Genomic DNA, 22,337 nt, shown 5'->3' with positions numbered 1-22,337 from the left:
GACATGCCATGGCCACCATGAAAGACGTTGCGCGCCGCGCCGGCGTTTCCACGGCCACCGTCAGCCGGGTGATCAATAATACCGCCTACGTTGAACCGGTGACCCGCGAACGCGTCGAGAAAGCGATGCGCGAGTTTAACTACCACCGCAACGCCGCCGCGCTGGCGCTGGCGAAAAGAAGCGGCAATATGCTGGGGTTGCTGACCGGCAACCTCGACGATCCGTTTTTCTCGCGCCTGGCGCGGGGCGTGGAAGACATCACGCGGCAGGCCGGCGTGCGTTTGATGTTGTGCAGCGGCGGGCATCAGGCCGAACTGGAAAAAAGCGGCCTAGACTTTCTCATCAATCAGGGATGCGAAGCCATTGTGGCGCACGTCACGCGCATGGGAGAAGAGGAGCTGCTGCGCTACGCCGCCCACACGCCCGCGCTGGTGCTGATCAATCGCTACCTGCCGGCCATCGCCAATCGTTGTATTTGGCTCGACAATGCCAAGGCGGCGCAGGCGGCGACCAAGCTGCTCATTCGTCAGGGGCATCGGAGAATCGCCTGCGTGACGACGGATCTGCCGATCGACGACCGCGCGCAGCGGTTAGCGGGTTACCGCCAGGCCATGGCCGCCGGCGGCATTGAGGTGCCCGGCAGCTGGATCATCAGCGTGCCCTTCAATGAAAGAGGGGGCGAACTGGCGGCCGAGCGCGTGCTGGCCAGCGACCAACGCTTCACCGCCGCAGTGACGTTCAACGACGTGATGGCCGCCGGCATGATGCGCACCTGCCACCAACGGCAAGTTCCGTTGCCTGAAGCGCTGTCGATCGTCGGTTTTGACGACATTGCCCTGGCGAAATACCTCCACCCCGCGTTGACCACCGTGCATTACCCCATAGAAAAAATGGCCCGACGTGCCGCGCGTCTGGCGCTACAAATCCACAGCGGCAGCGACGTCGCGCCGCAGAACAACCGCTTTTCGGCCGAACTTATCCTGCGAGACTCCGTCGCCGATGGTGAGAGGCCTGAGCAAAGCAAGCGCGGCGAATGAGAGGCGGTTCACATAACGCCATCTCATGAAACCGATTACATGGCCAGTGGCCTGCGCTCACATCCTCCGATTACCGAAGCCATTACGCTGTTGCAGTACCCCCTCTTCAACAGGAGCCGTATATGGATAATAAGAAAACGCTCAACCTTGGGCTGGCGACGCTGCCGATTGTGGCCATGCTGTTGCTGCTCATCATCGGCTATGGCCAGTTTGGCCTGCGCATTGAACCGCTGCTGCTGGTTTCCGCCGCCATCGCCGCCGCGTTGGCCTGGTGGCAAGGCTACCGCTGGGATGACATCATCGAGGCCATCGTGGCCAAGCTGGCTAAGGCGATGCCGGTGATCATGATCCTGATCTGCGTGGGCGGCCTGATCGGCACCTGGATGATCAGCGGCACAATCCCTTACATGGTGTATTGGGGGCTGAAGCTGATTAGCCCCCAATACATTCTGATCGCCGCGTTCTTCATCACCAGCGTGATCTCGGTGTGCACCGGCACCTCGTGGGGGGCGGCCGGCACCGTGGGCGTGGCGCTGATGGGCGTGGCCGCCGGTCTGGACGTGCCGCTGGCCGCCGCGGCCGGGGCAGTGGTGTCCGGCGCCTACTTCGGCGACAAAATTTCGCCGTTGTCCGATTCGACGAACTTCGCGGCTATCGTCGCGGATACCGATCTCTACAGCCATATCCAGCATCTGATGTACACGACGCTGCCGAGCTTCATCCTGGCCGCCGTGGTGTACCTGATCGCCGGCCACACCGGCGCGGTGGGCAGCGTGGCAACGCCGGAAAAAGTGACCGAAATCGTCAGCGCGCTTGAGGGGTTGTACCATTTCAATCTGCTGTTGATCCTGCCGCCGGTGCTGGTGCTGTGGGGCGCGGTGACCAAACGGCCGGTGATCCCCGTCATGCTGGCCGCCTGCGCGCTGGCGATCGCCATCGGCGTCGCGCTGCAGGGTTTTAGCTTGCAACAGGGGCTGAATGCGTTGATGGACGGTTTCAATCTGTCGATGTTCGCCAGCCAGGGCCATAACGTCGAAGGGATCGTCGCCGATGTGCCGCGCCTGCTGAACCGCGGCGGCATGTTCTCGATGATGAGTACGATCCTGCTGGTGTTCTGCGCCTTTTCCTTCGCCGGCGCCTTGACGCTGACCGGCGCGCTGACGGTGATCATCAGCCGGCTGCTGAAAGTGGTGCACACCACCGGTCAACTGATCGCCGCTACCGTTGCCACCACCATCCTGGTGACCGGCGCGACCAGTGACGGCAAGCTGGCGCTGCTGATCCCGGCGGAGCTGTTCAAAGGCGCCTATCGACGCATGGGGCTGGACAACAAAAACCTGTCGCGCACCGTCGAAGATGCGGGCACCGTTATCGAGCCGCTGATCCCGTGGACGGCCGCCGGTATTTACATGGCGACCACGCTGGGAGTCAGCACGCTCGATCTGCTGCCGTGGGCGATCCAATGTTATGCCGCGGTGGTGTTCGCCCTGATTTATGGGTTCACCGGCTTCGGTATCGCCAAACTTCAACCTCAGAACGACTTGCAGCGTAAGGAAGCCTGACATGACGAGTCATTTCAACGCCATCATCGATCGCCACAACACCAGCTCCGTGAAGTGGGACTTCATCGACCGCTATCTGCAACTGGATGGCAGCGAACTGTTGCCGATGTGGGTGTCCGATTTCGATTTTCCATGTCCGCCAGAGGTGCAACAGGCGCTGCATCAGCGGGTGGATCACGGCGTCTTTGGCTACAGCGAGCGCGACGACGCCTACTATCAGGCGGCGATCGACTGGTTCGCCAAGCGGCACGACTTGCCGCTGCGGCGCGAGTGGTTTACGTCGATTGAAGGGGTGGTGCCCGGATTGGCGATGCTGATCCAACTGCTCAGCAAGCCGGGGGACGGCGTGGTGGTGCAGGGGCCGTATTATGGCTCGTTCGCCAAGATAGTCACCATGAACGGCAGAGAGGTGCTTGAGGATCCTCTGTTGGAAACTCCGCAGGGATATCGGATCGATTTCGACCAGTTGGCTGCCTGTCTGGCGCAGCGTAAACCGCCGCTGTTGTTGCTGTGCAATCCGCACAATCCGACAGGCCGTTGCTGGCGCCGCGATGAACTGGAGCGGCTCATGGCGCTTTGCCATGCCCACGACGTCACGGTGATCTCCGATGAAATTTGGGCCGATCTGCTGCTGCCCGGCGAGACGTTTACGTCGGTGTTGCATCTGGACGAGGAATATCGCGAGCGGGTGATTGCGGCGACGTCCGCCAGCAAAACCTTCGGACTCTCTTCGCTGCGCATTTCGAATTTTCTGATCCCCAATGCCCGGCTGCGGCAGGGGTTTGTCGATCGGCTGAACGCCCACGGGCTGGATGTATTCAACGCGCTGTCGATGACGGCGGCGACCGCGGCCTATCAACGGGGCGCTGCCTGGCTTGATGAGCTGCTCGGCTACCTGGCGGAGAATCGGCGTTGGTTTGAGCGGGCGCTGGCGGCCGCCGCGCCCTGGTGCTCGATGACCCAGGCTGAAGGGACCTATCTCGCCTGGCTGGATTGCCGTGCACTGGGTTTGAACGATGCTGACTTACAGCAGGCGCTGGTGGCGGTGGCGAAGCTGGCGCCGTCGATGGGCAGCGGTTTCGGCCCGCAGGGGAGCGGTTTTATCCGCATCAACCTGGGGTGCCCGCGCCGGTATCTCGAGCGTGCCGTAGAAGGGCTGGCACGCCTGAAATAACCGCGCAGCGGGCCCTCAATAGTGCGGCGGAGGGGTTTCTTCCGATTGCGAGGCGATCATTGAGGTTTGGGTCGAGCGCAGCTTGTCGGTCAACATGCGCAGGTGTTCGCGCATCTTCAGCATTTCCATTTGATGCTGGATGACGGTCTGGTTGAGCTCTTCGATGGTGAGCTCTTGGAAGGCCTGACGGCTCTCCAGTTCTTCAAGCCGCTGTAGCAGGCGTTGAATGTCGGCGTTGTGCATGAGGCTACCTCTGACGCGATAAAATCCTGATTCGGCGCTATGGTAACAGCTGACGCCGGGTTTGCTCGCGCTATTTCTCCAGGCGGCGCGCAACGTTGCGATCGGCAGTGTAAAGTGCTGAAAAGTTGCACGCCCGATACGCCGTTTTTTGCTAACCTCGCCGAATATTCTGCAAGAAAAATCTGATTTATCATGCGAGTAGCACGCAGGGGGAAACTTCTTGGCAAAGCGGGAGTCACACTTTGACTCGATTGGTTACCTGTGCGACTGTTTTGTTTTGTTTCAGGCAGCTATAGTAGCCCGGTTATCTTACCTAATGATTGTTTGGGGCATTGCTTCAGACACTGGAGAAATGGATGAAATCTTTGTTTAAAGTCACGCTTCTGGCAACCACCATGGCTTTTGCTCTGAATGCGACCCAGGTCATGGCAGCCGATGCCGCCAAACCGGCAGAAGCCGCTAAACCAGCGGACGCGGCGGCAGCACCGAGCACCGGCAAGTTCAAAAACGACGACGAGCAAGCCGCTTACGCACTGGGTGCGTCTCTCGGCCGTTACATGGACAACTCTCTGAAAGAGCAAGAGAAGCTGGGCATCAAGCTGGACAAAGATCAGCTGATCGCCGGCGTTCAGGACGCGTTCGCCAACAAGAGCAAGCTGAACGACGCCGACATCGAGAAGACCCTGCAGGGCTTCGAAGCGCGCGTGAAGGCTTCCGCTCAGGCGAAGATGGAACAGGACGCCAAGGACAACGAAACCAAAGGCGCCAAGTACCGCGACAGCTTCGCTAAAGAAAAGGGCGTGAAGAAAACCGAATCCGGCCTGCTGTACCAGGTAGAGAAACCGGGCGCGGGTGAAGCGCCGAAAGACAGCGACACCGTGGTAGTAAACTACAAGGGCACCCTGACCGACGGTACCGAGTTCGATAACTCCTACACCCGCGGCGAGCCGCTGTCGTTCCGTCTGGACGGCGTGATCCCTGGCTGGACCGAAGGCCTGAAGCACATCAAGAAAGGCGGCAAAATCAAGCTGGTGATCCCGCCGGCATTGGCCTACGGCAAAACCGGCGTTCCGGGCATCCCGGCTAACTCCACGCTGGTGTTCGACGTTGAGCTGCTGGACGTGAAAGCGGCGCCGAAAGCCGACGCTAAAGCCGAAAAACCGGCTGACGCGAAAGCAGACGCCAAAGCGAAATAATCTCGTCGCTCTGTTTGCCACCGCCGCGGATGCCCTCCGCGGCGGTTTTCATTTCGGCCGCCGCCGCCTCTCTCTCCATTGAACGCTTGACGCCTGCCGGGCATCGGGCTTAACGTCAATACCACGCGCAAACGCAAGGACTTTGCTCCGGCCGCTTTGCTAGACTAATAATTCTGACTTATCAGTCATGCGTCTGCCCCTTAGGGCGTGTACCTAAAATTGTTCCCGGCCGCCTCGCCCGCGGATGTCATCGTGCCGTTTATGCTGCTCTCAGCCAGCCGCGCTGCGGCGTGCCGACGACGGCAGCGATCCGGTCCGAGCGGTTTTAGCTGCGCCCCCTGGCACAGGCGATCTATGAGGGTGGTATCTTCGATGTCGAATTCGCTTTTATCCAGCGAAGCCAGCGAACTTGATTTGCTGAATGAACGTCCGTTTACTCAAACGGATCATGAAATCCTGAAATCCTATGAAGCGGTGGTCGATGGGCTGGCGATGTTGATCGGCGGCCACTGCGAGATCGTATTGCACGCGCTGGAAGATCTGAACAGCTCAGCGGTGCGCATCGCCAACGGGGAACATACCGGGCGTAAAATCGGTTCGCCGATCACCGACCTGGCGCTGCGCATGCTGCACGACATGGCCGGCGACGACAGCAGCGTGTCGAAAGCCTACTTCACCCGCGCCAAGAGCGGCGTGCTGATGAAGTCGGTGACCATCGCGATTCGCAATTGCGAACAGCGGGTAATCGGTTTGTTGTGCATCAACATGAACCTCGATGTGCCGTTCTCGCAGATCATGCAGACCTTTATGCCGCCGGCCACGCAGGACGTGCCGTCGTCGGTGAATTTCGCGTCTTCAGTCGACGATCTGGTGGCGCAGACGCTGGAGTTCACCATCGAAGAGGTGAATGCCGATCGCTCGGTATCCAATAATGCCAAGAACCGCCAGGTAGTGCTCAACCTCTATGAGAAAGGCATCTTCGACATCAAGGATGCGATCAATCAGGTGGCGGATCGCCTGAATATCTCCAAACACACCGTGTATTTGTACATCCGCCAGTTCAAGAGCGGCGATCTGTTGGGAAGCGACCGTTGATGCTCGATTATTGTCTGTTGGTCACCGGCCCGGCTTACGGCACGCAGCAGGCCAGCAGCGCCTATCAGTTCGCGCTGGCCCTGCTGGCGAAAGGGCACCGGCTTTCCAGCGTCTTTTTCTACCGTGAAGGGGTGTTGAACGCCAACCAGTTGACCGCGCCCGCCAGCGATGAGTTCGACCTGGTGCGCGGTTGGGCGCAGCTGGCTCAGCAACACGGCGTGGCGCTCAACGTCTGCGTGGCCGCCGCGTTGCGCCGCGGCGTCACCGACGAGCGGGAGGCGGCGCAGCAGGGGCTGGCAAGCGCCAACCTGCAGCCCGGTTTTACCCTGAGCGGGCTGGGTTCCCTGGCCGAAGCGTCGCTAAGTTGCGACCGTCTGGTGCAGTTCTGAGGATAGGATGAAACGAGTCGCTTTTGTTTTCACCCATGGGCCGCACGGCGGTGCCGGCGGCAGGGAAGGGCTGGATGCGCTGCTCGCCACGTCGGCGCTCAGTGAAGATGTGGGGGTGTTTTTTGTCGGCGATGGCGTATTGCAGCTGTTGCCGGGCCAGCAACCGGAAAAGATTTTGGCGCGCAATTACATTGCCACCTTCGGCGTGCTGCCGCTGTATGACGTGGAGCGGTGCTATCTGTGCCAGGCTTCACTGCAGGAACGCGGATTGAGCCAAGTGAACGATTGGGTGCTGGATGCGGAAGTACTGGCGCCGGACGAACTGCGCCGCGAGCTTGCCGGCTACGACGCCGTGATGACGTTTTAGGATCCTCTGATGCTGTATACCCTGAGCCATTCGCCAAACCAATGTGACTTACCTGCGCTGCTGCGCCTGACGGCGGAGGGCGACGCGCTGCTGCTGTTGCAGGACGGCGTGCTTGCAGGCCTTGCCGGCAGCGCCCATCTTGAATTGCTGCTCGCCGCCCCCATATCCCTTTATGCGTTGCAGGACGACCTGGAAGCCCGGGGATTGGTTGGTCATTTTTCGCACAAAATCACTGTCGTCGGCTATAATCACTTCGTTGAATTAACCGAACAACACCGCAGCCAAATGGCCTGGTAATGAGAGTGATGTTGTATATTTCTTGACACCCATACTGGTCAGCCCTAAAATTCTGCGTCCTCGTACTTTGCCAATAGTGCATACGAGGGGATTTATCACATGTTTACGAAGCTAGTACGAAGCAAAAACCAGGAGCTTTTTTAATGGCAACAATTAACCAGCTGGTTCGCAAACCACGCTCTGTGAAGGCTGCTAAAAGCAACGTTCCAGCGCTGGAAGCCTGCCCGCAGAAACGTGGCGTATGCACCCGCGTATACACCACTACCCCGAAAAAACCAAACTCCGCACTGCGTAAAGTTTGCCGTGTGCGTTTGACCAACGGTTTCGAAGTGACTTCCTACATCGGTGGCGAAGGCCACAACCTGCAGGAACACTCCGTAATCCTGATCCGTGGCGGTCGTGTAAAAGACTTGCCAGGTGTGCGTTACCACACCGTCCGTGGTGCACTTGACTGCTCCGGTGTTAAAGACCGTAAGCAAGCTCGTTCCAAGTACGGCGTGAAGAAGCCAAAGGCTTAATGGTTCTCCGTTAAGTAAGGCCAAACGTTTTAACTTTAATGTCAAAATAAACTCGTAGAGTTTTGGACAATCCTGAATTAACAACGGAGTATTTCCATGCCACGTCGTCGCGTAATCGGCCAACGTAAAATCCTGCCAGATCCTAAGTTCGGATCTGAGCTGCTGGCCAAATTTGTAAATATCCTGATGGTAGACGGTAAAAAATCTACTGCAGAAGCAATCGTCTATACCGCGCTGGAGACCCTGGCTCAGCGTTCTGGTAAAGATCACCTGGAAGCTTTCGAAGTCGCTCTCGACAACGTTCGCCCGACTGTAGAAGTTAAGTCGCGTCGCGTTGGCGGTTCTACTTATCAGGTACCAGTTGAAGTCCGCCCGGTTCGTCGTAATGCTCTGGCAATGCGTTGGATCGTTGATGCTGCACGTAAACGCGGTGATAAATCCATGGCTCTGCGCCTGGCGAACGAGCTGTCTGACGCAGCAGAGAACAAAGGTTCTGCTGTTAAGAAGCGTGAAGACGTTCACCGTATGGCCGAAGCCAACAAGGCGTTCGCCCACTACCGCTGGTAATCACCCGGCTGTAGTCATGCTAACCAAGCGGGCGCGTCAAATCGGCCCGCTTGGGTTAACTGAACTTGAACGCCCTAGGAATAGAGGAATCAAATGGCTCGTACAACACCCATTGCACGCTACCGTAACATCGGTATCAGTGCTCACATCGACGCCGGTAAAACCACCACTACCGAACGTATTCTGTTCTACACCGGTGTAAACCACAAAATCGGTGAAGTTCATGACGGCGCTGCCACCATGGACTGGATGGAACAGGAGCAGGAGCGTGGTATTACCATCACTTCTGCAGCGACTACTGCCTTCTGGTCTGGTATGGCCAAGCAGTTCGAACCGCATCGCGTAAACATCATCGACACCCCAGGGCACGTTGACTTCACCATCGAAGTAGAACGTTCCATGCGTGTGCTGGATGGCGCGGTAATGGTTTACTGTGCTGTTGGTGGTGTTCAGCCACAGTCTGAAACCGTATGGCGTCAGGCTAACAAATACAAAGTGCCACGTATCGCGTTCGTTAACAAAATGGACCGCATGGGCGCTAACTTCCTGAAAGTTGTTGGCCAGATCAAATCTCGTCTGGGCGCCAACCCTGTTCCTCTGCAGCTGGCTATCGGCGCAGAAGACAAATTCACCGGCGTTATCGACTTGGTGAAGATGAAGGCGATCAACTGGAACGAAGAAGACGCAGGCGTAACCTTCGAATACGAAGACGTGCCGGCTGACATGATGGATCTGGCTGAAGAATGGCGCCAGAACCTGATCGAGTCCGCTGCGGAAGCTTCCGAAGAGCTGATGGAAAAATACCTGGGCGGCGAAGAGCTGACCGAGGAAGAAATCAAATCCGCTCTGCGTCAGCGCGTGCTGAACAACGAAATCATCCTGGTTACCTGTGGTTCTGCGTTCAAGAACAAAGGCGTACAGGCGATGCTGGATGCGGTAATCGAATACCTGCCGGCACCAACTGACGTTCCTGCGATCAACGGTATCCTGGACGATGGCAAAGACACTCCGGCTGAGCGTCACGCAAGTGATGACGAGCCGTTCTCTGCGCTGGCGTTCAAAATCGCTACCGACCCGTTCGTGGGTAACCTGACCTTCTTCCGCGTGTACTCCGGCGTTGTTAACTCCGGCGACACCGTGCTGAACTCCGTTAAGGCTGCGCGCGAGCGTTTCGGCCGTATCGTTCAGATGCACGCCAACAAGCGTGAAGAGATCAAAGAAGTTCGCGCAGGCGACATCGCCGCTGCGATCGGTCTGAAAGACGTGACCACCGGGGACACCCTGTGTGATCCAGACTCTCCAATCATCCTGGAGCGTATGGAATTCCCTGAGCCGGTAATCTCTATCGCCGTTGAACCAAAAACCAAAGCTGACCAAGAAAAAATGGGTCTGGCTCTGGGCCGTCTGGCTAAAGAAGACCCGTCATTCCGCGTATGGACTGACGAAGAGTCTAACCAGACCATCATCGCCGGTATGGGTGAACTGCACCTCGACATCATCGTTGACCGCATGAAGCGTGAATTCAACGTTGAAGCTAACGTGGGCAAACCTCAGGTAGCTTACCGCGAAGCGATTCGCGCGAAGATTACCGATGTTGAAGGTAAGCACGCCAAGCAGTCTGGTGGTCGCGGTCAGTACGGTCACGTTGTGATCGACATGTACCCACTGGAGCCGGGCTCTAACCCGAAAGGTTACGAGTTCATCAACGACATCAAAGGTGGTGTAATTCCTGGCGAATACATCCCTGCCGTTGATAAAGGCATCCAGGAGCAGCTGAAGTCTGGTCCGTTGGCTGGTTACCCGGTAGTAGACATGGGTATTCGTCTGCACTTCGGTTCTTACCACGACGTTGACTCCTCTGAACTGGCGTTTAAACTGGCCGCGTCTATCGCCTTTAAAGAAGGCTTTAAGAAAGCGAAACCAGTTCTGCTTGAGCCTATCATGAAGGTTGAAGTTGAGACTCCAGAAGAGAACACCGGTGACGTTATCGGTGACTTGAGCCGTCGTCGCGGCATGCTGCGCGGTCAGGAATCTGAAGTGACTGGCGTTAAGATCCACGCTGAAGTACCGTTGTCCGAAATGTTCGGCTACGCAACTCAGCTGCGTTCTCTGACTAAAGGTCGCGCATCATACACCATGGAATTCCTGAAGTATGATGATGCACCGAACAACGTCGCTCAGGCCGTAATCGAAGCCCGTGGCAAATAAGCCGCAGGGTTAAAACCAAAGTCCCGTGCTCTCTCCAGAAGGGGAGAGCGCTATAGTAAGGAATATAGCCGTGTCTAAAGAAAAATTTGAACGTACAAAACCGCACGTTAACGTTGGTACTATCGGCCACGTTGACCACGGTAAAACTACCCTGACTGCAGCGATCACCACCGTACTGGCTAAAACCTACGGCGGTTCTGCACGTGCTTTCGACCAGATCGATAACGCGCCAGAAGAAAAAGCTCGTGGTATCACCATCAACACCTCTCACGTTGAGTATGACACCCCGACTCGTCACTACGCGCACGTTGACTGCCCAGGGCACGCCGACTACGTGAAAAACATGATCACCGGTGCTGCTCAGATGGACGGCGCGATCCTGGTAGTAGCTGCGACTGACGGCCCAATGCCTCAGACTCGTGAGCACATCCTGCTGGGTCGTCAGGTTGGCGTTCCTTTCATCATCGTATTCATGAACAAATGCGACATGGTTGATGATGAAGAGCTGCTGGAACTGGTAGAAATGGAAGTTCGCGAACTGCTGTCCGCTTACGACTTCCCTGGCGACGACCTGCCGGTAATCCGCGGTTCCGCGCTGAAAGCGCTGGAAGGCGAAGCTGAGTGGGAAGCGAAAATCATCGAACTGGCCGAAGCCCTGGACAGCTACATCCCAGAGCCAGAGCGTGCTATCGACAAGCCGTTCCTGCTGCCAATCGAAGACGTATTCTCCATCTCCGGTCGTGGTACCGTTGTTACCGGTCGTGTTGAGCGCGGTATCATCAAAGTTGGCGAAGAAGTTGAAATCGTTGGTATCAAAGACACCGTTAAGTCTACCTGTACTGGCGTTGAAATGTTCCGCAAACTGCTGGACGAAGGCCGTGCTGGTGAGAACGTAGGTGTTCTGCTGCGTGGTATCAAACGTGAAGAAATCGAACGTGGTCAGGTACTGGCTAAGCCAGGCTCCATCAAGCCGCACACCCAGTTCGAATCTGAAGTGTACATCCTGAGCAAAGATGAAGGTGGTCGTCACACTCCATTCTTCAAAGGCTACCGTCCACAGTTCTACTTCCGTACCACTGACGTGACCGGTACCATCGAACTGCCAGAAGGCGTAGAGATGGTAATGCCAGGCGACAACGTGAACATGGTTGTAACCCTGATTCACCCAATCGCGATGGACGACGGTCTGCGTTTCGCAATTCGTGAAGGCGGCCGTACTGTAGGCGCTGGTGTTGTTGCTAAAGTTATCGCTTAATCGCGAATAATTTTTCGACACAAAAAAGGGCACTTAGGTGCCCTTTTTTTATGCAATTTGTACAAATCTTAATTGAAATAAAAACCATTCCTATTTAGACTCAATGCATTGGTTAAGAAGTGAGTCTCTCTATGTATGTATGTCTGTGTAATGCGGTGACTGACAAAGCGATCCGTAATGCGGTGCGTCAGCACAACCCCCATACCATGAAGCAACTGCGTGAACTTGTGCCGATTGGTACCGATTGTGGAAAGTGCATTCGTCAGGCAAGACAGATTATGGTGGAGGAACGCGGAACTATCATCCCAATGCATGAAGTTGCCTAACAAAGGGTAAGGTTATTTTTGACTCTTGGCTTACAAGTTCTACACTTTTAGAACTGGCCAGGAGGAGTTACCTATGAAAGGCGATAAAAAGATCATTGCTCACCTCAACAAACTGCTCGGCAACGAGCTGGTTGCCATCAATCAATATTTCCTGCACGCCCGCATGTTCAAGAATTGGGGTTTAATGCGCCTCAACGATAAGGAATATCACGAGTCGATCGACGAAATGAAACATGCCGATCGCTACATTGAACGCATCCTGTTCCTGGAAGGAATACCTAATCTGCAAGACCTCGGCAAGTTGAACATCGGCGAAGACATTGAAGAGATGCTGCGTTCCGATCTGGCGCTGGAATTGGCGGGCGCCAAGAACCTGCGCGAAGGTATCGCCTACGCCGACTCGATTCACGATTATGTCAGCCGTGATTTGATGATCGACATTCTGGCCGATGAAGAAGAGCATATCGACTGGCTGGAAACCGAGCTGGATCTGATCGCTCGCCTCGGCATTCAAAACTATGCCCAGGCCCAGATTTTAGAGCGCAAAGAGTAAGCCTGCCTTCCGTTCGTCATCGCCTCTCCTGCCGGCGACCGTTTTTACGGTGGGGCAGGGGAGCTGCCCGCCAAGCATAATTCATACCTTGATCACCACCTTCATCCCGTGACCGTCGCTGAAAGCGCAAAAATGACGATTTCCTGAGCATATTTCCAACTGCGGCTTGCTTCCTGGGCCATTTTGCGTATAATGCGCGGGCTTACCTAATCTTGGTAAGCCTGATTTTAGCGAATCAGTCGATTGGCAGGCCTTTTTTGCCTTTCGAACAATACTCCCGATATGGGGGTTATATGTTGACGATTACACTCCCCCATCAATCGAAATGGGTGTGAGGAGTAATTATTTACGTTTATAAATAATTGGAGCTCTGGTCTCATGCAGAACCAAAGAATCCGTATCCGCCTGAAAGCGTTTGATCATCGTCTGATCGATCAATCAACCGCGGAAATCGTCGAGACTGCAAAGCGCACTGGTGCGCAAGTCCGTGGTCCGATCCCGCTGCCAACTCGCAAAGAGCGCTTTACCGTTCTGATCTCTCCGCACGTCAACAAAGACGCGCGCGATCAGTACGAGATTCGCACTCACAAGCGTCTGGTTGACATCGTTGAGCCAACCGAGAAAACCGTTGATGCTCTGATGCGTCTGGATCTGGCTGCCGGTGTAGACGTGCAGATCAGCCTGGGTTAATCAGGTCATTGAGCGATTGAGAGGTTGAAACAATGATTGGTTTAGTCGGTAAAAAAGTGGGTATGACCCGTATCTTCACTGAAGATGGCGTTTCTATCCCAGTAACCGTAATTGAAATTGAAGCGAACCGCGTGACTCAGGTTAAAAACCTGGACACCGACGGTTACCGTGCCGTTCAGGTTACCACTGGTAGCAAAAAAGCTAACCGTGTAACCAAGCCGGAAGCGGGCCATTTCGCTAAAGCTGGCGTTGAAGCTGGCCGTGGTCTGTGGGAATTCCGCCTGGAAGAAGGTCAAGAATTCGCTGCAGGTCAGGAAATTAGCGTAGAAATCTTCGCTGACGTTAAAAAAGTCGATGTTACCGGTACTTCTAAAGGTAAAGGTTTTGCTGGCACTGTTAAGCGCTGGAACTTCCGTACCCAAGACGCTACCCACGGTAACTCCTTGTCTCACCGCGTTCCGGGTTCTATCGGTCAGAACCAGACTCCGGGCAAAGTGTTCAAAGGCAAGAAAATGGCTGGCCACCTGGGTGATGAGCGCGTAACCGTTCAAAGCCTGGACGTAGTACGTGTTGACGCTGAGCGCAACCTGCTGCTGGTTAAGGGTGCTGTACCGGGTGCAACCGGTGGCAACCTGATCGTTAAACCAGCTGTGAAGGCGTAAGGGGATAGCAATGGAATTAGTATTGAAAGACGCGCAAAGCGCGCTGACTGTTTCCGAAACTACCTTCGGTCGTGATTTCAACGAAGCGCTGGTACACCAGGTTGTTGTTGCTTATGCAGCAGGTGCCCGTCAAGGTACTCGTGCTCAGAAGACCCGTGCTGAAGTAACTGGTTCCGGCAAAAAGCCATGGCGTCAGAAAGGCACCGGCCGTGCGCGTTCAGGTTCTGTAAAGAGCCCGATCTGGCGTTCAGGCGGCGTGACCTTTGCTGCTAAGCCACAGGACCACAGTCAGAAAGTAAACAAAAAGATGTACCGCGGCGCGCTGAAAAGCATCCTGTCCGAACTGGTACGTCAAGATCGTCTGATCGTTGTCGAGAAGTTCTCTGTAGAAGCGCCTAAAACTAAGCTGCTGGCACAGAAACTGAAAGATATGGCTCTGGAAGACGTGCTGATCGTGACCGGTGAACTGGATGAGAATCTGTTCCTGGCAGCTCGCAACCTGTACAAGGTTGACGTGCGCGATGTAGCAGGTATCGATCCGGTTAGCCTGATCGCCTTCGACAAAGTGGTTATGACTGCTGATGCTGTGAAGCAAGTTGAGGAGATGCTGGCATGATCCGTGAAGAACGTTTGCTGAAAGTGCTGCGTGCACCGCACGTATCTGAAAAAGCATCCGCTGCGATGGAAAAAAGCAACACCATCGTTCTCAAAGTTGCCAAAGACGCGACCAAAGCAGAAATCAAAGCTGCAGTGCAGAAACTGTTTGAAGTCGAAGTCAAAGACGTGAACACCCTGGTAGTTAAAGGGAAAGTGAAGCGTCACGGTCAGCGTGTTGGTCGTCGTAGCGACTGGAAAAAAGCTTACGTCACCCTGAAAGAAGGCCAGAATCTGGACTTCATCGGCGGCGCAGAGTAAGTCGGAGGAGTAAGAACAATGGCAATTGTTAAATGTAAACCTACATCTCCGGGTCGTCGCCACGTTGTTAAAGTGGTTAACCCTGAGCTGCACAAGGGTAAACCTTATGCCCCGCTGCTGGAAAAACTGAGCAAAAGCGGTGGTCGTAACAACAATGGCCGTATCACCACCCGTCATATCGGTGGTGGCCACAAGCAACATTATCGTCTGGTTGACTTCAAGCGCAACAAAGACGGTATCCCTGCTGTGGTTGAGCGTCTGGAGTACGATCCGAACCGTTCCGCGAACATCGCGCTGGTTCTGTACAAAGACGGCGAACGCCGTTACATCCTGGCGCCGAAAGGCCTGAAAGCTGGTGACCAGATTCAATCTGGCGTTGATGCTGCAATCAAAGCGGGTAACACCCTGCCGATGCGCAACATTCCAGTTGGTTCAACGGTTCACAACGTAGAAATGAAACCAGGTAAAGGCGGCCAGATGGCTCGCTCCGCTGGTGCCTACGTTCAGATCGTTGCTCGTGATGGTTCCTACGTAACTCTGCGTCTGCGCTCCGGCGAAATGCGTAAAGTTCCAGCTGATTGCCGCGCCACCCTGGGTGAAGTCGGTAACGCTGAACACATGCTTCGCGTTCTGGGTAAAGCAGGTGCTGCACGTTGGCGTGGTGTTCGTCCTACCGTTCGCGGTACGGCGATGAACCCGGTAGATCACCCGCACGGTGGTGGTGAAGGTCGTAACTTTGGTAAGCACCCGGTAACTCCGTGGGGCGTTCAGACCAAAGGTAAGAAGACCCGTAGCAACAAGCGTACTGATAAGTTCATCGTACGTCGCCGTAGCAAAAAATAATTAGAGGATAAGCCATGCCACGTTCTCTCAAGAAAGGTCCTTTTATTGACCTGCACTTGCTGAAGAAGGTAGAGAAAGCGGTGGAAAGCGGTGACAAGAAGCCTTTGCGCACTTGGTCCCGTCGTTCAACGATCTTTCCTAACATGATCGGTTTGACCATCGCTGTCCATAATGGTCGTCAGCACGTACCAGTGTTCGTTTCCGATGAAATGGTCGGTCACAAACTGGGTGAATTCGCGCCGACTCGTACTTATCGCGGCCATGCGGCTGATAAAAAAGCTAAAAAGCGCTAAGGTAGGAGGAAGAGATGGAAACTATCGCTAAACATCGCCACGCTCGTTCTTCTGCTCAGAAGGTTCGCCTTGTTGCTGACCTGATTCGCGGTAAGAAAGTGTCGCAAGCTCTGGAAACTCTGACCTACACCAACAAGAAAGCTGCTGGTCTGGTTAAGAAAGTGCTGGAGTCTGCCATTGCTAACGCAGAACACAACGATGGCGCTGACATCGATGATCTGAAAGTTACGAAAATCTTCGTAGACGAAGGCCCAAGCATGAAGCGCATTATGCCGCGTGCAAAAGGTCGTGCAGATCGCATCCTGAAGCGCACCAGCCACATTACTGTGGTTGTGTCCGATCGCTGAGACTCTGGAGACTAGCAATGGGTCAGAAAGTACATCCTAATGGTATTCGCCTGGGTATTGTCAAACCTTGGAACTCTACTTGGTATGCGAATACCAAAGAATTCGCTGACAACCTGGACAGCGACTTTAAAGTTCGTCAATTCCTGACTAAGGAACTGTCGAAAGCTTCCGTTTCTCGCATCGTTATCGAGCGTCCTGCGAAGAGCATCCGTGTGACCATTCACACTGCTCGCCCAGGCATCGTTATCGGCAAGAAAGGTGAAGACGTCGAAAAACTGCGCAAGGTCGTAGCGGACATCGCTGGCGTTCCTGCACAGATCAACATCGCCGAAGTCCGTAAACCGGAACTCGACGCTAAATTGGTTGCTGACAGCATCACTTCTCAGCTGGAACGTCGCGTTATGTTCCGTCGTGCTATGAAGCGTGCAGTACAGAACGCAATGCGTCTTGGCGCTAAAGGTATCAAAGTTGAAGTAAGCGGCCGTCTTGGCGGCGCCGAAATCGCACGTACCGAATGGTACCGCGAAGGTCGTGTTCCATTGCACACTCTGCGTGCGGACATCGACTACAACACATCTGAAGCGCACACCACTTATGGTGTAATCGGCGTTAAGGTATGGATCTTCAAAGGTGAGATCCTGGGTGGTATGGCTGCAGTTGAACAACCGGAACCGGCTGCTCAACCTAAAAAGCAGCAGCGTAAAGGCCGCAAGTAAGGAGAGTCGCTGATGTTACAACCAAAGCGTACAAAATTCCGTAAGGTGCACAAGGGCCGCAACCGTGGTCTGGCGCAAGGTACGGATGTTAGCTTCGGCACTTTCGGTCTGAAAGCTGTTGGCCGTGGCCGTCTGACTGCTCGTCAAATCGAAGCAGCTCGTCGTGCAATGACTCGTGCAGTTAAGCGTCAAGGCAAGATCTGGATCCGTGTATTCCCGGACAAACCGATCACCGAGAAGCCGCTGGAAGTGCGTATGGGTAAAGGTAAGGGTAACGTGGAGTATTGGGTTGCCCTGATCCAGCCTGGTAAGGTCCTGTACGAAATGGACGGCGTGCCAGAAGAGGTTGCCCGCGAGGCATTCAAACTGGCAGCAGCGAAACTGCCGATCAAAACCACCTTTGTAACTAAGACGGTGATGTAATGAAAGCACAAGAGCTGCGTGAAAAAAGCGTTGAAGAGCTGAATGCCGAGCTGCTCAACCTGCTGCGTGAGCAATTCAACTTGCGCATGCAGGCGGCCAGTGGCCAGCTGCAACAAACTCACCTGTTGAAACAAGTGCGTCGTGACGTCGCACGCGTTAAGACTTTACTGACTCAAAAGGCGGGTGTGTAAATGACTGAAGTTATCCGTACCCTGCAGGGTCGTGTTGTTAGCGATAAAATGGAGAAATCCATCGTTGTTGCTATCGAGCGTACTGTGAAGCACCCGATCTACGGGAAATTCATCAAACGTACGACCAAGCTGCACGTACATGACGAGAACAACGAATGTGGTACCGGCGACGTGGTGGAAATCCGCGAATGCCGCCCACTGTCCAAGACCAAGTCCTGGACGTTGGTTCGCGTTGTAGAGAAAGCGATTCTGTAATAGAGTAGCTGGCTCTCACTTAATAAACGGCTCAGAAAATGAGCCGTTTATTTTTTCTACCCATACCAAGTAAGCGGTGTTATAATGCTGCGCCCTCGGTTATGGGGCTTTTCAACGGCCTAATTTTTACTTGGGTCTTTAAAGTAGTAGTTGACATTAGCGGAGCACTAAAATGATCCAAGAACAGACTATGCTGAACGTCGCCGACAACTCCGGTGCACGTCGCGTAATGTGTATCAAGGTTCTAGGTGGCTCGCACCGTCGCTACGCAGGCGTCGGCGACATCATCAAAATTACCATCAAGGAAGCAATTCCTCGCGGTAAGGTGAAGAAAGGCGATGTTCTGAAGGCGGTAGTGGTGCGCACCAAGAAGGGTGTACGTCGCCCGGACGGTTCTGTCATTCGCTTCGATGGCAATGCATGCGTTATTTTGAACAATAACAGCGAGCAGCCAATCGGTACGCGTATTTTTGGGCCGGTAACTCGTGAACTGCGTAATGAGAAGTTCATGAAAATTATCTCTCTGGCACCAGAAGTACTCTAAGGAGCGAACATGGCAGCGAAGATCCGTCGTGATGACGAAGTTATCGTGATTACCGGGAAAGACAAAGGTAAGCGCGGTAAAGTAAAAAATGTCCTGTCTGCTGGCAAGGTCATTGTTGAAGGCATCAACCTGGTTAAGAAACACCAGAAGCCGGTTCCGGCTCTGAACCAACCAGGCGGCATTGTTGAAAAAGAAGCTGCAATTCAGGTTTCTAACATTGCTATCTTCAACGCGGCTACCGGCAAGGCTGACCGTGTAGGCTTTAGATTCGAAGACGGCAAAAAAGTCCGTTTCTTCAAGTCTAACAGCGAAACTATCAAGTAATTTGGAGTAATACGATGGCGAAACTGCATGATTACTACAAAGACGAGGTAGTCAAACAACTGATGTCTCAGTTTGATTACAACTCTGTCATGCAAGTCCCTCGGGTCGAGAAGATCACCCTGAACATGGGTGTTGGTGAAGCGATTGCTGACAAGAAACTGCTGGATAACGCCGCAGCGGACCTGGCAGCCATCTCCGGTCAAAAACCGTTGATCACCAAAGCCCGCAAATCTGTTGCAGGCTTCAAAATCCGTCAGGGCTATCCGATCGGCTGTAAAGTAACTCTGCGTGGCGAACGCATGTGGGAGTTCTTTGAGCGTCTGATCTCCATTGCTGTTCCACGTATCCGTGACTTCCGTGGCCTGTCCGCCAAGTCATTCGATGGCCGTGGCAACTACAGCATGGGCGTGCGTGAGCAAATCATCTTCCCAGAAATCGACTACGACAAAGTCGATCGCGTTCGTGGTTTGGATATTACCATTACCACTACTGCGAAATCTGATGATGAAGGCCGCGCGCTGCTGGCTGCTTTTAACTTCCCGTTCCGCAAGTAAGGCAGGGTTACTGATGGCTAAGCAATCAATGAAAGCACGCGAAGTCAAGCGCGTGAAATTAGCTGACAAGTTCTTTGCAAAACGCGCTGAACTGAAAGCTATTATCTCTGATGTGAACGCATCCGATGAAGATCGTTGGAATGCCGTTCTCAAGCTGCAAACTCTGCCGCGTGATTCCAGCCCGTCTCGTCAGCGTAAACGCTGCCGCCAAACTGGCCGTCCACATGGTTATGTGGGCAAATTCGGGTTGAGCCGTATTAAGCTTCGTGAAGCCGCTATGCGCGGTGAAGTACCAGGCTTGAAAAAGGCTAGCTGGTAATTACCAATTGAATCACGGGAGTAAAGACAGATGAGCATGCAAGATCCGATCGCGGATATGCTGACCCGTATCCGTAACGGTCAAGCCGCGAACAAAGTTGCGGTCACCATGCCTTCCTCCAAGCTGAAAGTGGCAATTGCCAACGTGCTGAAGGAAGAAGGTTTTATTGAAGATTTCAAAATCGAAGGCGACGCCAAGCCTGTTCTGGAACTGGTACTGAAGTACTTCCAGGGCAAAGCTGTGGTAGAAAGCATTCAACGTATCAGCCGTCCAGGTCTGCGCATCTACAAGAAAAAAGATGAGCTGCCAAAAGTTATGGCCGGTTTGGGTATCGCTGTTGTTTCTACCTCTAAAGGTGTTATGACCGATCGTGCAGCTCGCCAGGCTGGTCTGGGTGGCGAGATTATCTGCTACGTAGCTTAATTCGGGAGGAAAGAATGTCTCGTGTTGCAAAAGCACCCGTCGTCATTCCTGCCGGCGTAGAGGTAAAACTCAACGGTCAGGTTATTTCGATTAAGGGTAAAAACGGCGAGTTGACTCGTACTATCCACGACGCCGTTGAAGTGAAGCAAGAAGCTAACGCACTGACTTTCGCTCCGCGCGAAGGTTTTGCTAACGCATGGGCCCAAGCGGGTACCACGCGCGCTCTGCTGAACGCAATGGTTGTTGGTGTTACCGAAGGCTTCACCAAGAAGCTTCAACTGGTAGGTGTTGGTTATCGTGCTGCCGTTAAAGGCAACGTGGTGAATTTGGCCCTGGGCTTCTCTCACCCTATCGATCACCAGCTGCCGGCAGGTATCACTGCTGAATGCCCAAGCCAAACTGAAATCGTGCTGAAAGGCGCTGATAAGCAGGTAATTGGCCAGGTAGCAGCAGATCTGCGCGCTTACCGTCGTCCTGAGCCTTACAAAGGCAAGGGTGTTCGTTACGCCGACGAAGTCGTGCGTACCAAAGAGGCTAAGAAGAAGTAAGGTAACACTATGGATAAGAAATCTGCTCGTATCCGTCGTGCGACCCGCGCACGCCGCAAGCTCCAAGAGCTGGGTGCAACCCGCCTGGTGGTACATCGTACCCCGCGTCACATTTACGCACAGGTGATTGCTCCAAACGGTTCTGAAGTACTGGTAGCCGCTTCTACTTTAGAAAAAGCTATCGCGGAGCAACTGAAGTATTCCGGTAACAAAGACGCAGCAGCAGCCGTAGGTAAAGCTCTGGCTGAGCGCGCGTTGGAAAAAGGGATTGCGAAAGTATCCTTTGACCGTTCCGGTTTCCAATATCATGGTCGAGTCCAGGCACTGGCAGATGCTGCCCGTGAAGCTGGCCTTCAGTTCTAAGGAAGAGGTTTAAGATGGCTCACATCGAAAAACAAGCTGGCGAACTGCAGGAAAAGCTGATCGCGGTAAACCGCGTATCTAAAACCGTAAAAGGTGGCCGTATTTTCAGCTTTACCGCACTGACTGTAGTTGGTGATGGTAACGGTCGCGTTGGTTTTGGCTACGGCAAAGCACGCGAAGTTCCAGCAGCGATCCAGAAAGCGATGGAAAAAGCCCGTCGCAACATGATGAACGTCGCGCTGAACAGCGGCACCCTGCAGCACCCTGTTAAGGGCGCTCACACGGGTTCTCGCGTGTTCATGCAGCCTGCTCATGAAGGTACCGGTATCATCGCGGGCGGTGCAATGCGCGCCGTTCTCGAAGTTGCTGGGGTGCACAACGTATTGGCTAAAGCTTATGGTTCCACCAACCCGATCAACGTGGTTCGTGCAACTATCGACGCTCTGGCGAATATGAAGTCTCCTGAAATGGTCGCTGCTAAGCGTGGTAAATCCGTTGCCGACATTCTGGGGTAATTGACCATGGCTAAGACTATTAAAGTTACACAAACTCGCAGCTCAATTGGCCGTCTGCCGAAGCATAAAGCTACTCTGCTCGGTCTGGGTCTGCGTCGTATTGGTCACACCGTAGAGCGCGAGGATACTCCTGCTGTTCGCGGTATGGTCAACCTGGTTTCCTACATGGTTAAAGTTGAGGAGTAACAGATGCGTTTAAATACTCTGTCTCCGGCTGAAGGTGCCAAGCATGCGCCTAAGCGTGTAGGTCGTGGTATTGGTTCTGGCCTGGGTAAAACCGGCGGCCGTGGTCACAAAGGTCAGAAGTCTCGTTCTGGCGGTGGCGTACGTCGTGGTTTCGAAGGTGGTCAGATGCCTCTGTACCGTCGTCTGCCGAAATTCGGCTTCACTTCACGCAAAGCGATGATCACGGCAGAAGTTCGTCTGTCTGAACTGGCTCTGGTTGAAGGCGATGTTATCGACCTGAACGCGCTGAAAGCCGCTAACGTAGTTGGTGTCCAGATCGAATTCGCGAAAGTTGTACTTTCTGGCGAAGTCGCTCGTCCGGTAACCCTGCGTGGTCTGCGTGTCACCAAAGGCGCTCGTGCTGCTATCGAGGCTGCTGGCGGTAAAATTGAGGAATAAG

At 54.3% G+C, this 22,337-nt stretch carries 36 protein-coding genes; 35 read left to right on the top strand and 1 reads right to left on the bottom strand.

Annotated elements, in window-relative coordinates; translation table 11 throughout:
• Nucleotides 1-8: 8 nt before the first annotated feature.
• The 3 genes from J0F90_RS22670 to J0F90_RS22660 all read left to right on the top strand — a co-directional run bounded on the left by J0F90_RS22670 (nt 9) and on the right by J0F90_RS22660 (nt 3,773).
• Nucleotides 9-1,037: a LacI family DNA-binding transcriptional regulator gene (locus tag J0F90_RS22670; protein ID WP_016930333.1), complete on the top strand. Its 1,029-nt coding sequence runs from the start codon at nt 9-11 to the stop codon at nt 1,035-1,037.
• Nucleotides 1,038-1,159: 122 nt separating this feature from the next.
• Nucleotides 1,160-2,599 (top strand): Na+/H+ antiporter NhaC, encoded by a 1,440-nt coding sequence (nhaC, locus tag J0F90_RS22665; protein WP_016930332.1) that lies wholly within the window; start codon nt 1,160-1,162, stop codon nt 2,597-2,599.
• A gap of 1 nt (nt 2,600) precedes the next feature.
• Nucleotides 2,601-3,773: a MalY/PatB family protein gene (locus J0F90_RS22660; RefSeq protein ID WP_033639237.1), complete on the top strand. Its 1,173-nt coding sequence runs from the start codon at nt 2,601-2,603 to the stop codon at nt 3,771-3,773.
• Between the two features lie 15 nt (nt 3,774-3,788).
• Here J0F90_RS22660 and J0F90_RS22655 read toward each other — a convergent pair whose 3' ends face one another.
• Complete coding sequence (locus J0F90_RS22655; RefSeq protein WP_004930414.1) at nt 3,789-4,016, bottom strand: SlyX family protein; 228 nt, start codon at nt 4,014-4,016, stop codon at nt 3,789-3,791.
• Nucleotides 4,017-4,372: 356 nt separating this feature from the next.
• Here J0F90_RS22655 and fkpA point away from each other — a divergent pair, with 356 nt between their 5' ends.
• The 32 genes from fkpA (at nt 4,373) to rplO (ending at nt 22,336) form a co-directional block, all read left to right on the top strand.
• Nucleotides 4,373-5,212, top strand: a complete 840-nt coding sequence (gene fkpA, locus J0F90_RS22650) for an FKBP-type peptidyl-prolyl cis-trans isomerase (protein WP_016930330.1) — start codon at nt 4,373-4,375, stop codon at nt 5,210-5,212.
• A gap of 372 nt (nt 5,213-5,584) precedes the next feature.
• Nucleotides 5,585-6,307, top strand: coding sequence for a helix-turn-helix transcriptional regulator (locus tag J0F90_RS22645; protein ID WP_033639238.1), 723 nt, complete (start codon nt 5,585-5,587; stop codon nt 6,305-6,307).
• The gene (tusD, locus tag J0F90_RS22640) at nt 6,307-6,696 is read left to right on the top strand and encodes a sulfurtransferase complex subunit TusD (RefSeq protein WP_016930329.1); all 390 of its coding nucleotides are present in this window, start codon (nt 6,307-6,309) and stop codon (nt 6,694-6,696) included. The genes J0F90_RS22645 and tusD overlap by 1 nt, the downstream gene beginning before the upstream one ends.
• A 7-nt stretch (nt 6,697-6,703) precedes the next feature.
• Nucleotides 6,704-7,063 carry a sulfurtransferase complex subunit TusC gene (gene tusC, locus J0F90_RS22635; RefSeq protein WP_033639239.1) on the top strand — a complete coding sequence of 120 codons (360 nt, stop codon included), beginning with the start codon at nt 6,704-6,706 and terminating at the stop codon, nt 7,061-7,063.
• Between the two features lie 9 nt (nt 7,064-7,072).
• Nucleotides 7,073-7,360, top strand: coding sequence for a sulfurtransferase complex subunit TusB (tusB, locus tag J0F90_RS22630; RefSeq protein WP_019456119.1), 288 nt, complete (start codon nt 7,073-7,075; stop codon nt 7,358-7,360).
• 143 nt (nt 7,361-7,503) lie between these two features.
• Complete coding sequence (rpsL, locus tag J0F90_RS22625; protein WP_004930426.1) at nt 7,504-7,878, top strand: 30S ribosomal protein S12; 375 nt, start codon at nt 7,504-7,506, stop codon at nt 7,876-7,878.
• A gap of 96 nt (nt 7,879-7,974) precedes the next feature.
• Nucleotides 7,975-8,445, top strand: a complete 471-nt coding sequence (gene rpsG / locus J0F90_RS22620; protein ID WP_004956203.1) for a 30S ribosomal protein S7 — start codon at nt 7,975-7,977, stop codon at nt 8,443-8,445.
• Nucleotides 8,446-8,538: 93 nt separating this feature from the next.
• A complete protein-coding gene (gene fusA, locus J0F90_RS22615; RefSeq protein ID WP_028127620.1) occupies nt 8,539-10,653 on the top strand; it encodes an elongation factor G in 2,115 nt (704 codons plus the stop codon).
• A 70-nt stretch (nt 10,654-10,723) separates the two neighbouring features.
• Nucleotides 10,724-11,908, top strand: a complete 1,185-nt coding sequence (tuf, locus tag J0F90_RS22610) for an elongation factor Tu (RefSeq protein WP_015376315.1) — start codon at nt 10,724-10,726, stop codon at nt 11,906-11,908.
• A gap of 131 nt (nt 11,909-12,039) precedes the next feature.
• Nucleotides 12,040-12,234, top strand: a complete 195-nt coding sequence (gene bfd, locus J0F90_RS22605) for a bacterioferritin-associated ferredoxin (protein ID WP_015379266.1) — start codon at nt 12,040-12,042, stop codon at nt 12,232-12,234.
• A gap of 73 nt (nt 12,235-12,307) precedes the next feature.
• On the top strand, nt 12,308-12,787 hold the full coding sequence (gene bfr, locus J0F90_RS22600) for a bacterioferritin (RefSeq protein WP_004929784.1): 480 nt from the start codon (nt 12,308-12,310) through the stop codon (nt 12,785-12,787).
• 378 nt (nt 12,788-13,165) lie between these two features.
• On the top strand, nt 13,166-13,477 hold the full coding sequence (rpsJ, locus tag J0F90_RS22595; RefSeq protein ID WP_001181005.1) for a 30S ribosomal protein S10: 312 nt from the start codon (nt 13,166-13,168) through the stop codon (nt 13,475-13,477).
• Between the two features lie 32 nt (nt 13,478-13,509).
• Complete coding sequence (gene rplC / locus J0F90_RS22590) at nt 13,510-14,139, top strand: 50S ribosomal protein L3 (protein WP_033639240.1); 630 nt, start codon at nt 13,510-13,512, stop codon at nt 14,137-14,139.
• Between the two features lie 10 nt (nt 14,140-14,149).
• Nucleotides 14,150-14,755, top strand: coding sequence for a 50S ribosomal protein L4 (gene rplD, locus J0F90_RS22585; RefSeq protein ID WP_004929779.1), 606 nt, complete (start codon nt 14,150-14,152; stop codon nt 14,753-14,755).
• On the top strand, nt 14,752-15,054 hold the full coding sequence (gene rplW, locus J0F90_RS22580; RefSeq protein WP_004929776.1) for a 50S ribosomal protein L23: 303 nt from the start codon (nt 14,752-14,754) through the stop codon (nt 15,052-15,054). Before rplD ends, rplW begins: the two co-directional genes overlap by 4 nt.
• 18 nt (nt 15,055-15,072) lie before the next feature.
• A complete protein-coding gene (gene rplB, locus J0F90_RS22575; RefSeq protein ID WP_004929775.1) occupies nt 15,073-15,897 on the top strand; it encodes a 50S ribosomal protein L2 in 825 nt (274 codons plus the stop codon).
• 14 nt (nt 15,898-15,911) lie between these two features.
• Nucleotides 15,912-16,190 (top strand): 30S ribosomal protein S19, encoded by a 279-nt coding sequence (gene rpsS / locus J0F90_RS22570; protein ID WP_004929772.1) that lies wholly within the window; start codon nt 15,912-15,914, stop codon nt 16,188-16,190.
• A 14-nt stretch (nt 16,191-16,204) separates the two neighbouring features.
• Complete coding sequence (gene rplV, locus J0F90_RS22565; protein ID WP_002223844.1) at nt 16,205-16,537, top strand: 50S ribosomal protein L22; 333 nt, start codon at nt 16,205-16,207, stop codon at nt 16,535-16,537.
• A gap of 17 nt (nt 16,538-16,554) precedes the next feature.
• Nucleotides 16,555-17,253 carry a 30S ribosomal protein S3 gene (gene rpsC / locus J0F90_RS22560; RefSeq protein ID WP_004929766.1) on the top strand — a complete coding sequence of 233 codons (699 nt, stop codon included), beginning with the start codon at nt 16,555-16,557 and terminating at the stop codon, nt 17,251-17,253.
• Between the two features lie 12 nt (nt 17,254-17,265).
• A complete protein-coding gene (gene rplP, locus J0F90_RS22555) occupies nt 17,266-17,676 on the top strand; it encodes a 50S ribosomal protein L16 (protein WP_004929764.1) in 411 nt (136 codons plus the stop codon).
• Entirely contained in the window at nt 17,676-17,867 is a 192-nt protein-coding gene (gene rpmC / locus J0F90_RS22550; RefSeq protein WP_004929762.1) for a 50S ribosomal protein L29, read from the top strand. Before rplP ends, rpmC begins: the two co-directional genes overlap by 1 nt.
• Entirely contained in the window at nt 17,868-18,122 is a 255-nt protein-coding gene (gene rpsQ, locus J0F90_RS22545) for a 30S ribosomal protein S17 (RefSeq protein WP_004929760.1), read from the top strand.
• 172 nt (nt 18,123-18,294) lie between these two features.
• Complete coding sequence (gene rplN, locus J0F90_RS22540) at nt 18,295-18,666, top strand: 50S ribosomal protein L14 (RefSeq protein ID WP_000613954.1); 372 nt, start codon at nt 18,295-18,297, stop codon at nt 18,664-18,666.
• A gap of 9 nt (nt 18,667-18,675) precedes the next feature.
• Nucleotides 18,676-18,990, top strand: a complete 315-nt coding sequence (gene rplX, locus J0F90_RS22535; protein ID WP_004929758.1) for a 50S ribosomal protein L24 — start codon at nt 18,676-18,678, stop codon at nt 18,988-18,990.
• 14 nt (nt 18,991-19,004) lie between these two features.
• Nucleotides 19,005-19,544 carry a 50S ribosomal protein L5 gene (gene rplE, locus J0F90_RS22530; RefSeq protein WP_004929756.1) on the top strand — a complete coding sequence of 180 codons (540 nt, stop codon included), beginning with the start codon at nt 19,005-19,007 and terminating at the stop codon, nt 19,542-19,544.
• A gap of 13 nt (nt 19,545-19,557) precedes the next feature.
• The gene (gene rpsN / locus J0F90_RS22525) at nt 19,558-19,863 is read left to right on the top strand and encodes a 30S ribosomal protein S14 (protein WP_004929754.1); all 306 of its coding nucleotides are present in this window, start codon (nt 19,558-19,560) and stop codon (nt 19,861-19,863) included.
• Between the two features lie 30 nt (nt 19,864-19,893).
• Nucleotides 19,894-20,286: a 30S ribosomal protein S8 gene (gene rpsH / locus J0F90_RS22520; RefSeq protein WP_004929753.1), complete on the top strand. Its 393-nt coding sequence runs from the start codon at nt 19,894-19,896 to the stop codon at nt 20,284-20,286.
• A gap of 14 nt (nt 20,287-20,300) precedes the next feature.
• A complete protein-coding gene (rplF, locus tag J0F90_RS22515; protein WP_004929751.1) occupies nt 20,301-20,834 on the top strand; it encodes a 50S ribosomal protein L6 in 534 nt (177 codons plus the stop codon).
• Between the two features lie 9 nt (nt 20,835-20,843).
• Entirely contained in the window at nt 20,844-21,197 is a 354-nt protein-coding gene (gene rplR / locus J0F90_RS22510) for a 50S ribosomal protein L18 (RefSeq protein ID WP_004929748.1), read from the top strand.
• Nucleotides 21,198-21,211: 14 nt separating this feature from the next.
• Nucleotides 21,212-21,712, top strand: a complete 501-nt coding sequence (gene rpsE, locus J0F90_RS22505) for a 30S ribosomal protein S5 (protein WP_004929747.1) — start codon at nt 21,212-21,214, stop codon at nt 21,710-21,712.
• Between the two features lie 6 nt (nt 21,713-21,718).
• Nucleotides 21,719-21,898 carry a 50S ribosomal protein L30 gene (rpmD, locus tag J0F90_RS22500; protein WP_048232028.1) on the top strand — a complete coding sequence of 60 codons (180 nt, stop codon included), beginning with the start codon at nt 21,719-21,721 and terminating at the stop codon, nt 21,896-21,898.
• Between the two features lie 3 nt (nt 21,899-21,901).
• Entirely contained in the window at nt 21,902-22,336 is a 435-nt protein-coding gene (gene rplO, locus J0F90_RS22495) for a 50S ribosomal protein L15 (RefSeq protein WP_004929742.1), read from the top strand.
• The last annotated feature ends 1 nt before the right edge of the window (nt 22,337 follow it).

This window comes from Serratia marcescens subsp. marcescens ATCC 13880, assembly GCF_017299535.1.
Lineage (GTDB): Bacteria > Pseudomonadota > Gammaproteobacteria > Enterobacterales > Enterobacteriaceae > Serratia > Serratia marcescens.
This window is presented reverse-complemented; position numbering and strand designations above follow the sequence as displayed.

Coding starts and splice junctions, on each gene's coding strand:
- J0F90_RS22670 (WP_016930333.1), top strand. CDS start 9: ATGGCCACCATGAAAGACGTTGCGCGCCGCGCCGGCGTTTCCACGGCC.
- nhaC (WP_016930332.1), top strand. CDS start 1,160: ATGGATAATAAGAAAACGCTCAACCTTGGGCTGGCGACGCTGCCGATT.
- J0F90_RS22660 (WP_033639237.1), top strand. CDS start 2,601: ATGACGAGTCATTTCAACGCCATCATCGATCGCCACAACACCAGCTCC.
- J0F90_RS22655 (WP_004930414.1), bottom strand. CDS start 4,016: ATGCACAACGCCGACATTCAACGCCTGCTACAGCGGCTTGAAGAACTG.
- fkpA (WP_016930330.1), top strand. CDS start 4,373: ATGAAATCTTTGTTTAAAGTCACGCTTCTGGCAACCACCATGGCTTTT.
- J0F90_RS22645 (WP_033639238.1), top strand. CDS start 5,585: ATGTCGAATTCGCTTTTATCCAGCGAAGCCAGCGAACTTGATTTGCTG.
- tusD (WP_016930329.1), top strand. CDS start 6,307: ATGCTCGATTATTGTCTGTTGGTCACCGGCCCGGCTTACGGCACGCAG.
- tusC (WP_033639239.1), top strand. CDS start 6,704: ATGAAACGAGTCGCTTTTGTTTTCACCCATGGGCCGCACGGCGGTGCC.
- tusB (WP_019456119.1), top strand. CDS start 7,073: ATGCTGTATACCCTGAGCCATTCGCCAAACCAATGTGACTTACCTGCG.
- rpsL (WP_004930426.1), top strand. CDS start 7,504: ATGGCAACAATTAACCAGCTGGTTCGCAAACCACGCTCTGTGAAGGCT.
- rpsG (WP_004956203.1), top strand. CDS start 7,975: ATGCCACGTCGTCGCGTAATCGGCCAACGTAAAATCCTGCCAGATCCT.
- fusA (WP_028127620.1), top strand. CDS start 8,539: ATGGCTCGTACAACACCCATTGCACGCTACCGTAACATCGGTATCAGT.
- bfd (WP_015379266.1), top strand. CDS start 12,040: ATGTATGTATGTCTGTGTAATGCGGTGACTGACAAAGCGATCCGTAAT.
- bfr (WP_004929784.1), top strand. CDS start 12,308: ATGAAAGGCGATAAAAAGATCATTGCTCACCTCAACAAACTGCTCGGC.
- rpsJ (WP_001181005.1), top strand. CDS start 13,166: ATGCAGAACCAAAGAATCCGTATCCGCCTGAAAGCGTTTGATCATCGT.
- rplC (WP_033639240.1), top strand. CDS start 13,510: ATGATTGGTTTAGTCGGTAAAAAAGTGGGTATGACCCGTATCTTCACT.
- rplD (WP_004929779.1), top strand. CDS start 14,150: ATGGAATTAGTATTGAAAGACGCGCAAAGCGCGCTGACTGTTTCCGAA.
- rplW (WP_004929776.1), top strand. CDS start 14,752: ATGATCCGTGAAGAACGTTTGCTGAAAGTGCTGCGTGCACCGCACGTA.
- rplB (WP_004929775.1), top strand. CDS start 15,073: ATGGCAATTGTTAAATGTAAACCTACATCTCCGGGTCGTCGCCACGTT.
- rpsS (WP_004929772.1), top strand. CDS start 15,912: ATGCCACGTTCTCTCAAGAAAGGTCCTTTTATTGACCTGCACTTGCTG.
- rplV (WP_002223844.1), top strand. CDS start 16,205: ATGGAAACTATCGCTAAACATCGCCACGCTCGTTCTTCTGCTCAGAAG.
- rpsC (WP_004929766.1), top strand. CDS start 16,555: ATGGGTCAGAAAGTACATCCTAATGGTATTCGCCTGGGTATTGTCAAA.
- rplP (WP_004929764.1), top strand. CDS start 17,266: ATGTTACAACCAAAGCGTACAAAATTCCGTAAGGTGCACAAGGGCCGC.
- rpmC (WP_004929762.1), top strand. CDS start 17,676: ATGAAAGCACAAGAGCTGCGTGAAAAAAGCGTTGAAGAGCTGAATGCC.
- rpsQ (WP_004929760.1), top strand. CDS start 17,868: ATGACTGAAGTTATCCGTACCCTGCAGGGTCGTGTTGTTAGCGATAAA.
- rplN (WP_000613954.1), top strand. CDS start 18,295: ATGATCCAAGAACAGACTATGCTGAACGTCGCCGACAACTCCGGTGCA.
- rplX (WP_004929758.1), top strand. CDS start 18,676: ATGGCAGCGAAGATCCGTCGTGATGACGAAGTTATCGTGATTACCGGG.
- rplE (WP_004929756.1), top strand. CDS start 19,005: ATGGCGAAACTGCATGATTACTACAAAGACGAGGTAGTCAAACAACTG.
- rpsN (WP_004929754.1), top strand. CDS start 19,558: ATGGCTAAGCAATCAATGAAAGCACGCGAAGTCAAGCGCGTGAAATTA.
- rpsH (WP_004929753.1), top strand. CDS start 19,894: ATGAGCATGCAAGATCCGATCGCGGATATGCTGACCCGTATCCGTAAC.
- rplF (WP_004929751.1), top strand. CDS start 20,301: ATGTCTCGTGTTGCAAAAGCACCCGTCGTCATTCCTGCCGGCGTAGAG.
- rplR (WP_004929748.1), top strand. CDS start 20,844: ATGGATAAGAAATCTGCTCGTATCCGTCGTGCGACCCGCGCACGCCGC.
- rpsE (WP_004929747.1), top strand. CDS start 21,212: ATGGCTCACATCGAAAAACAAGCTGGCGAACTGCAGGAAAAGCTGATC.
- rpmD (WP_048232028.1), top strand. CDS start 21,719: ATGGCTAAGACTATTAAAGTTACACAAACTCGCAGCTCAATTGGCCGT.
- rplO (WP_004929742.1), top strand. CDS start 21,902: ATGCGTTTAAATACTCTGTCTCCGGCTGAAGGTGCCAAGCATGCGCCT.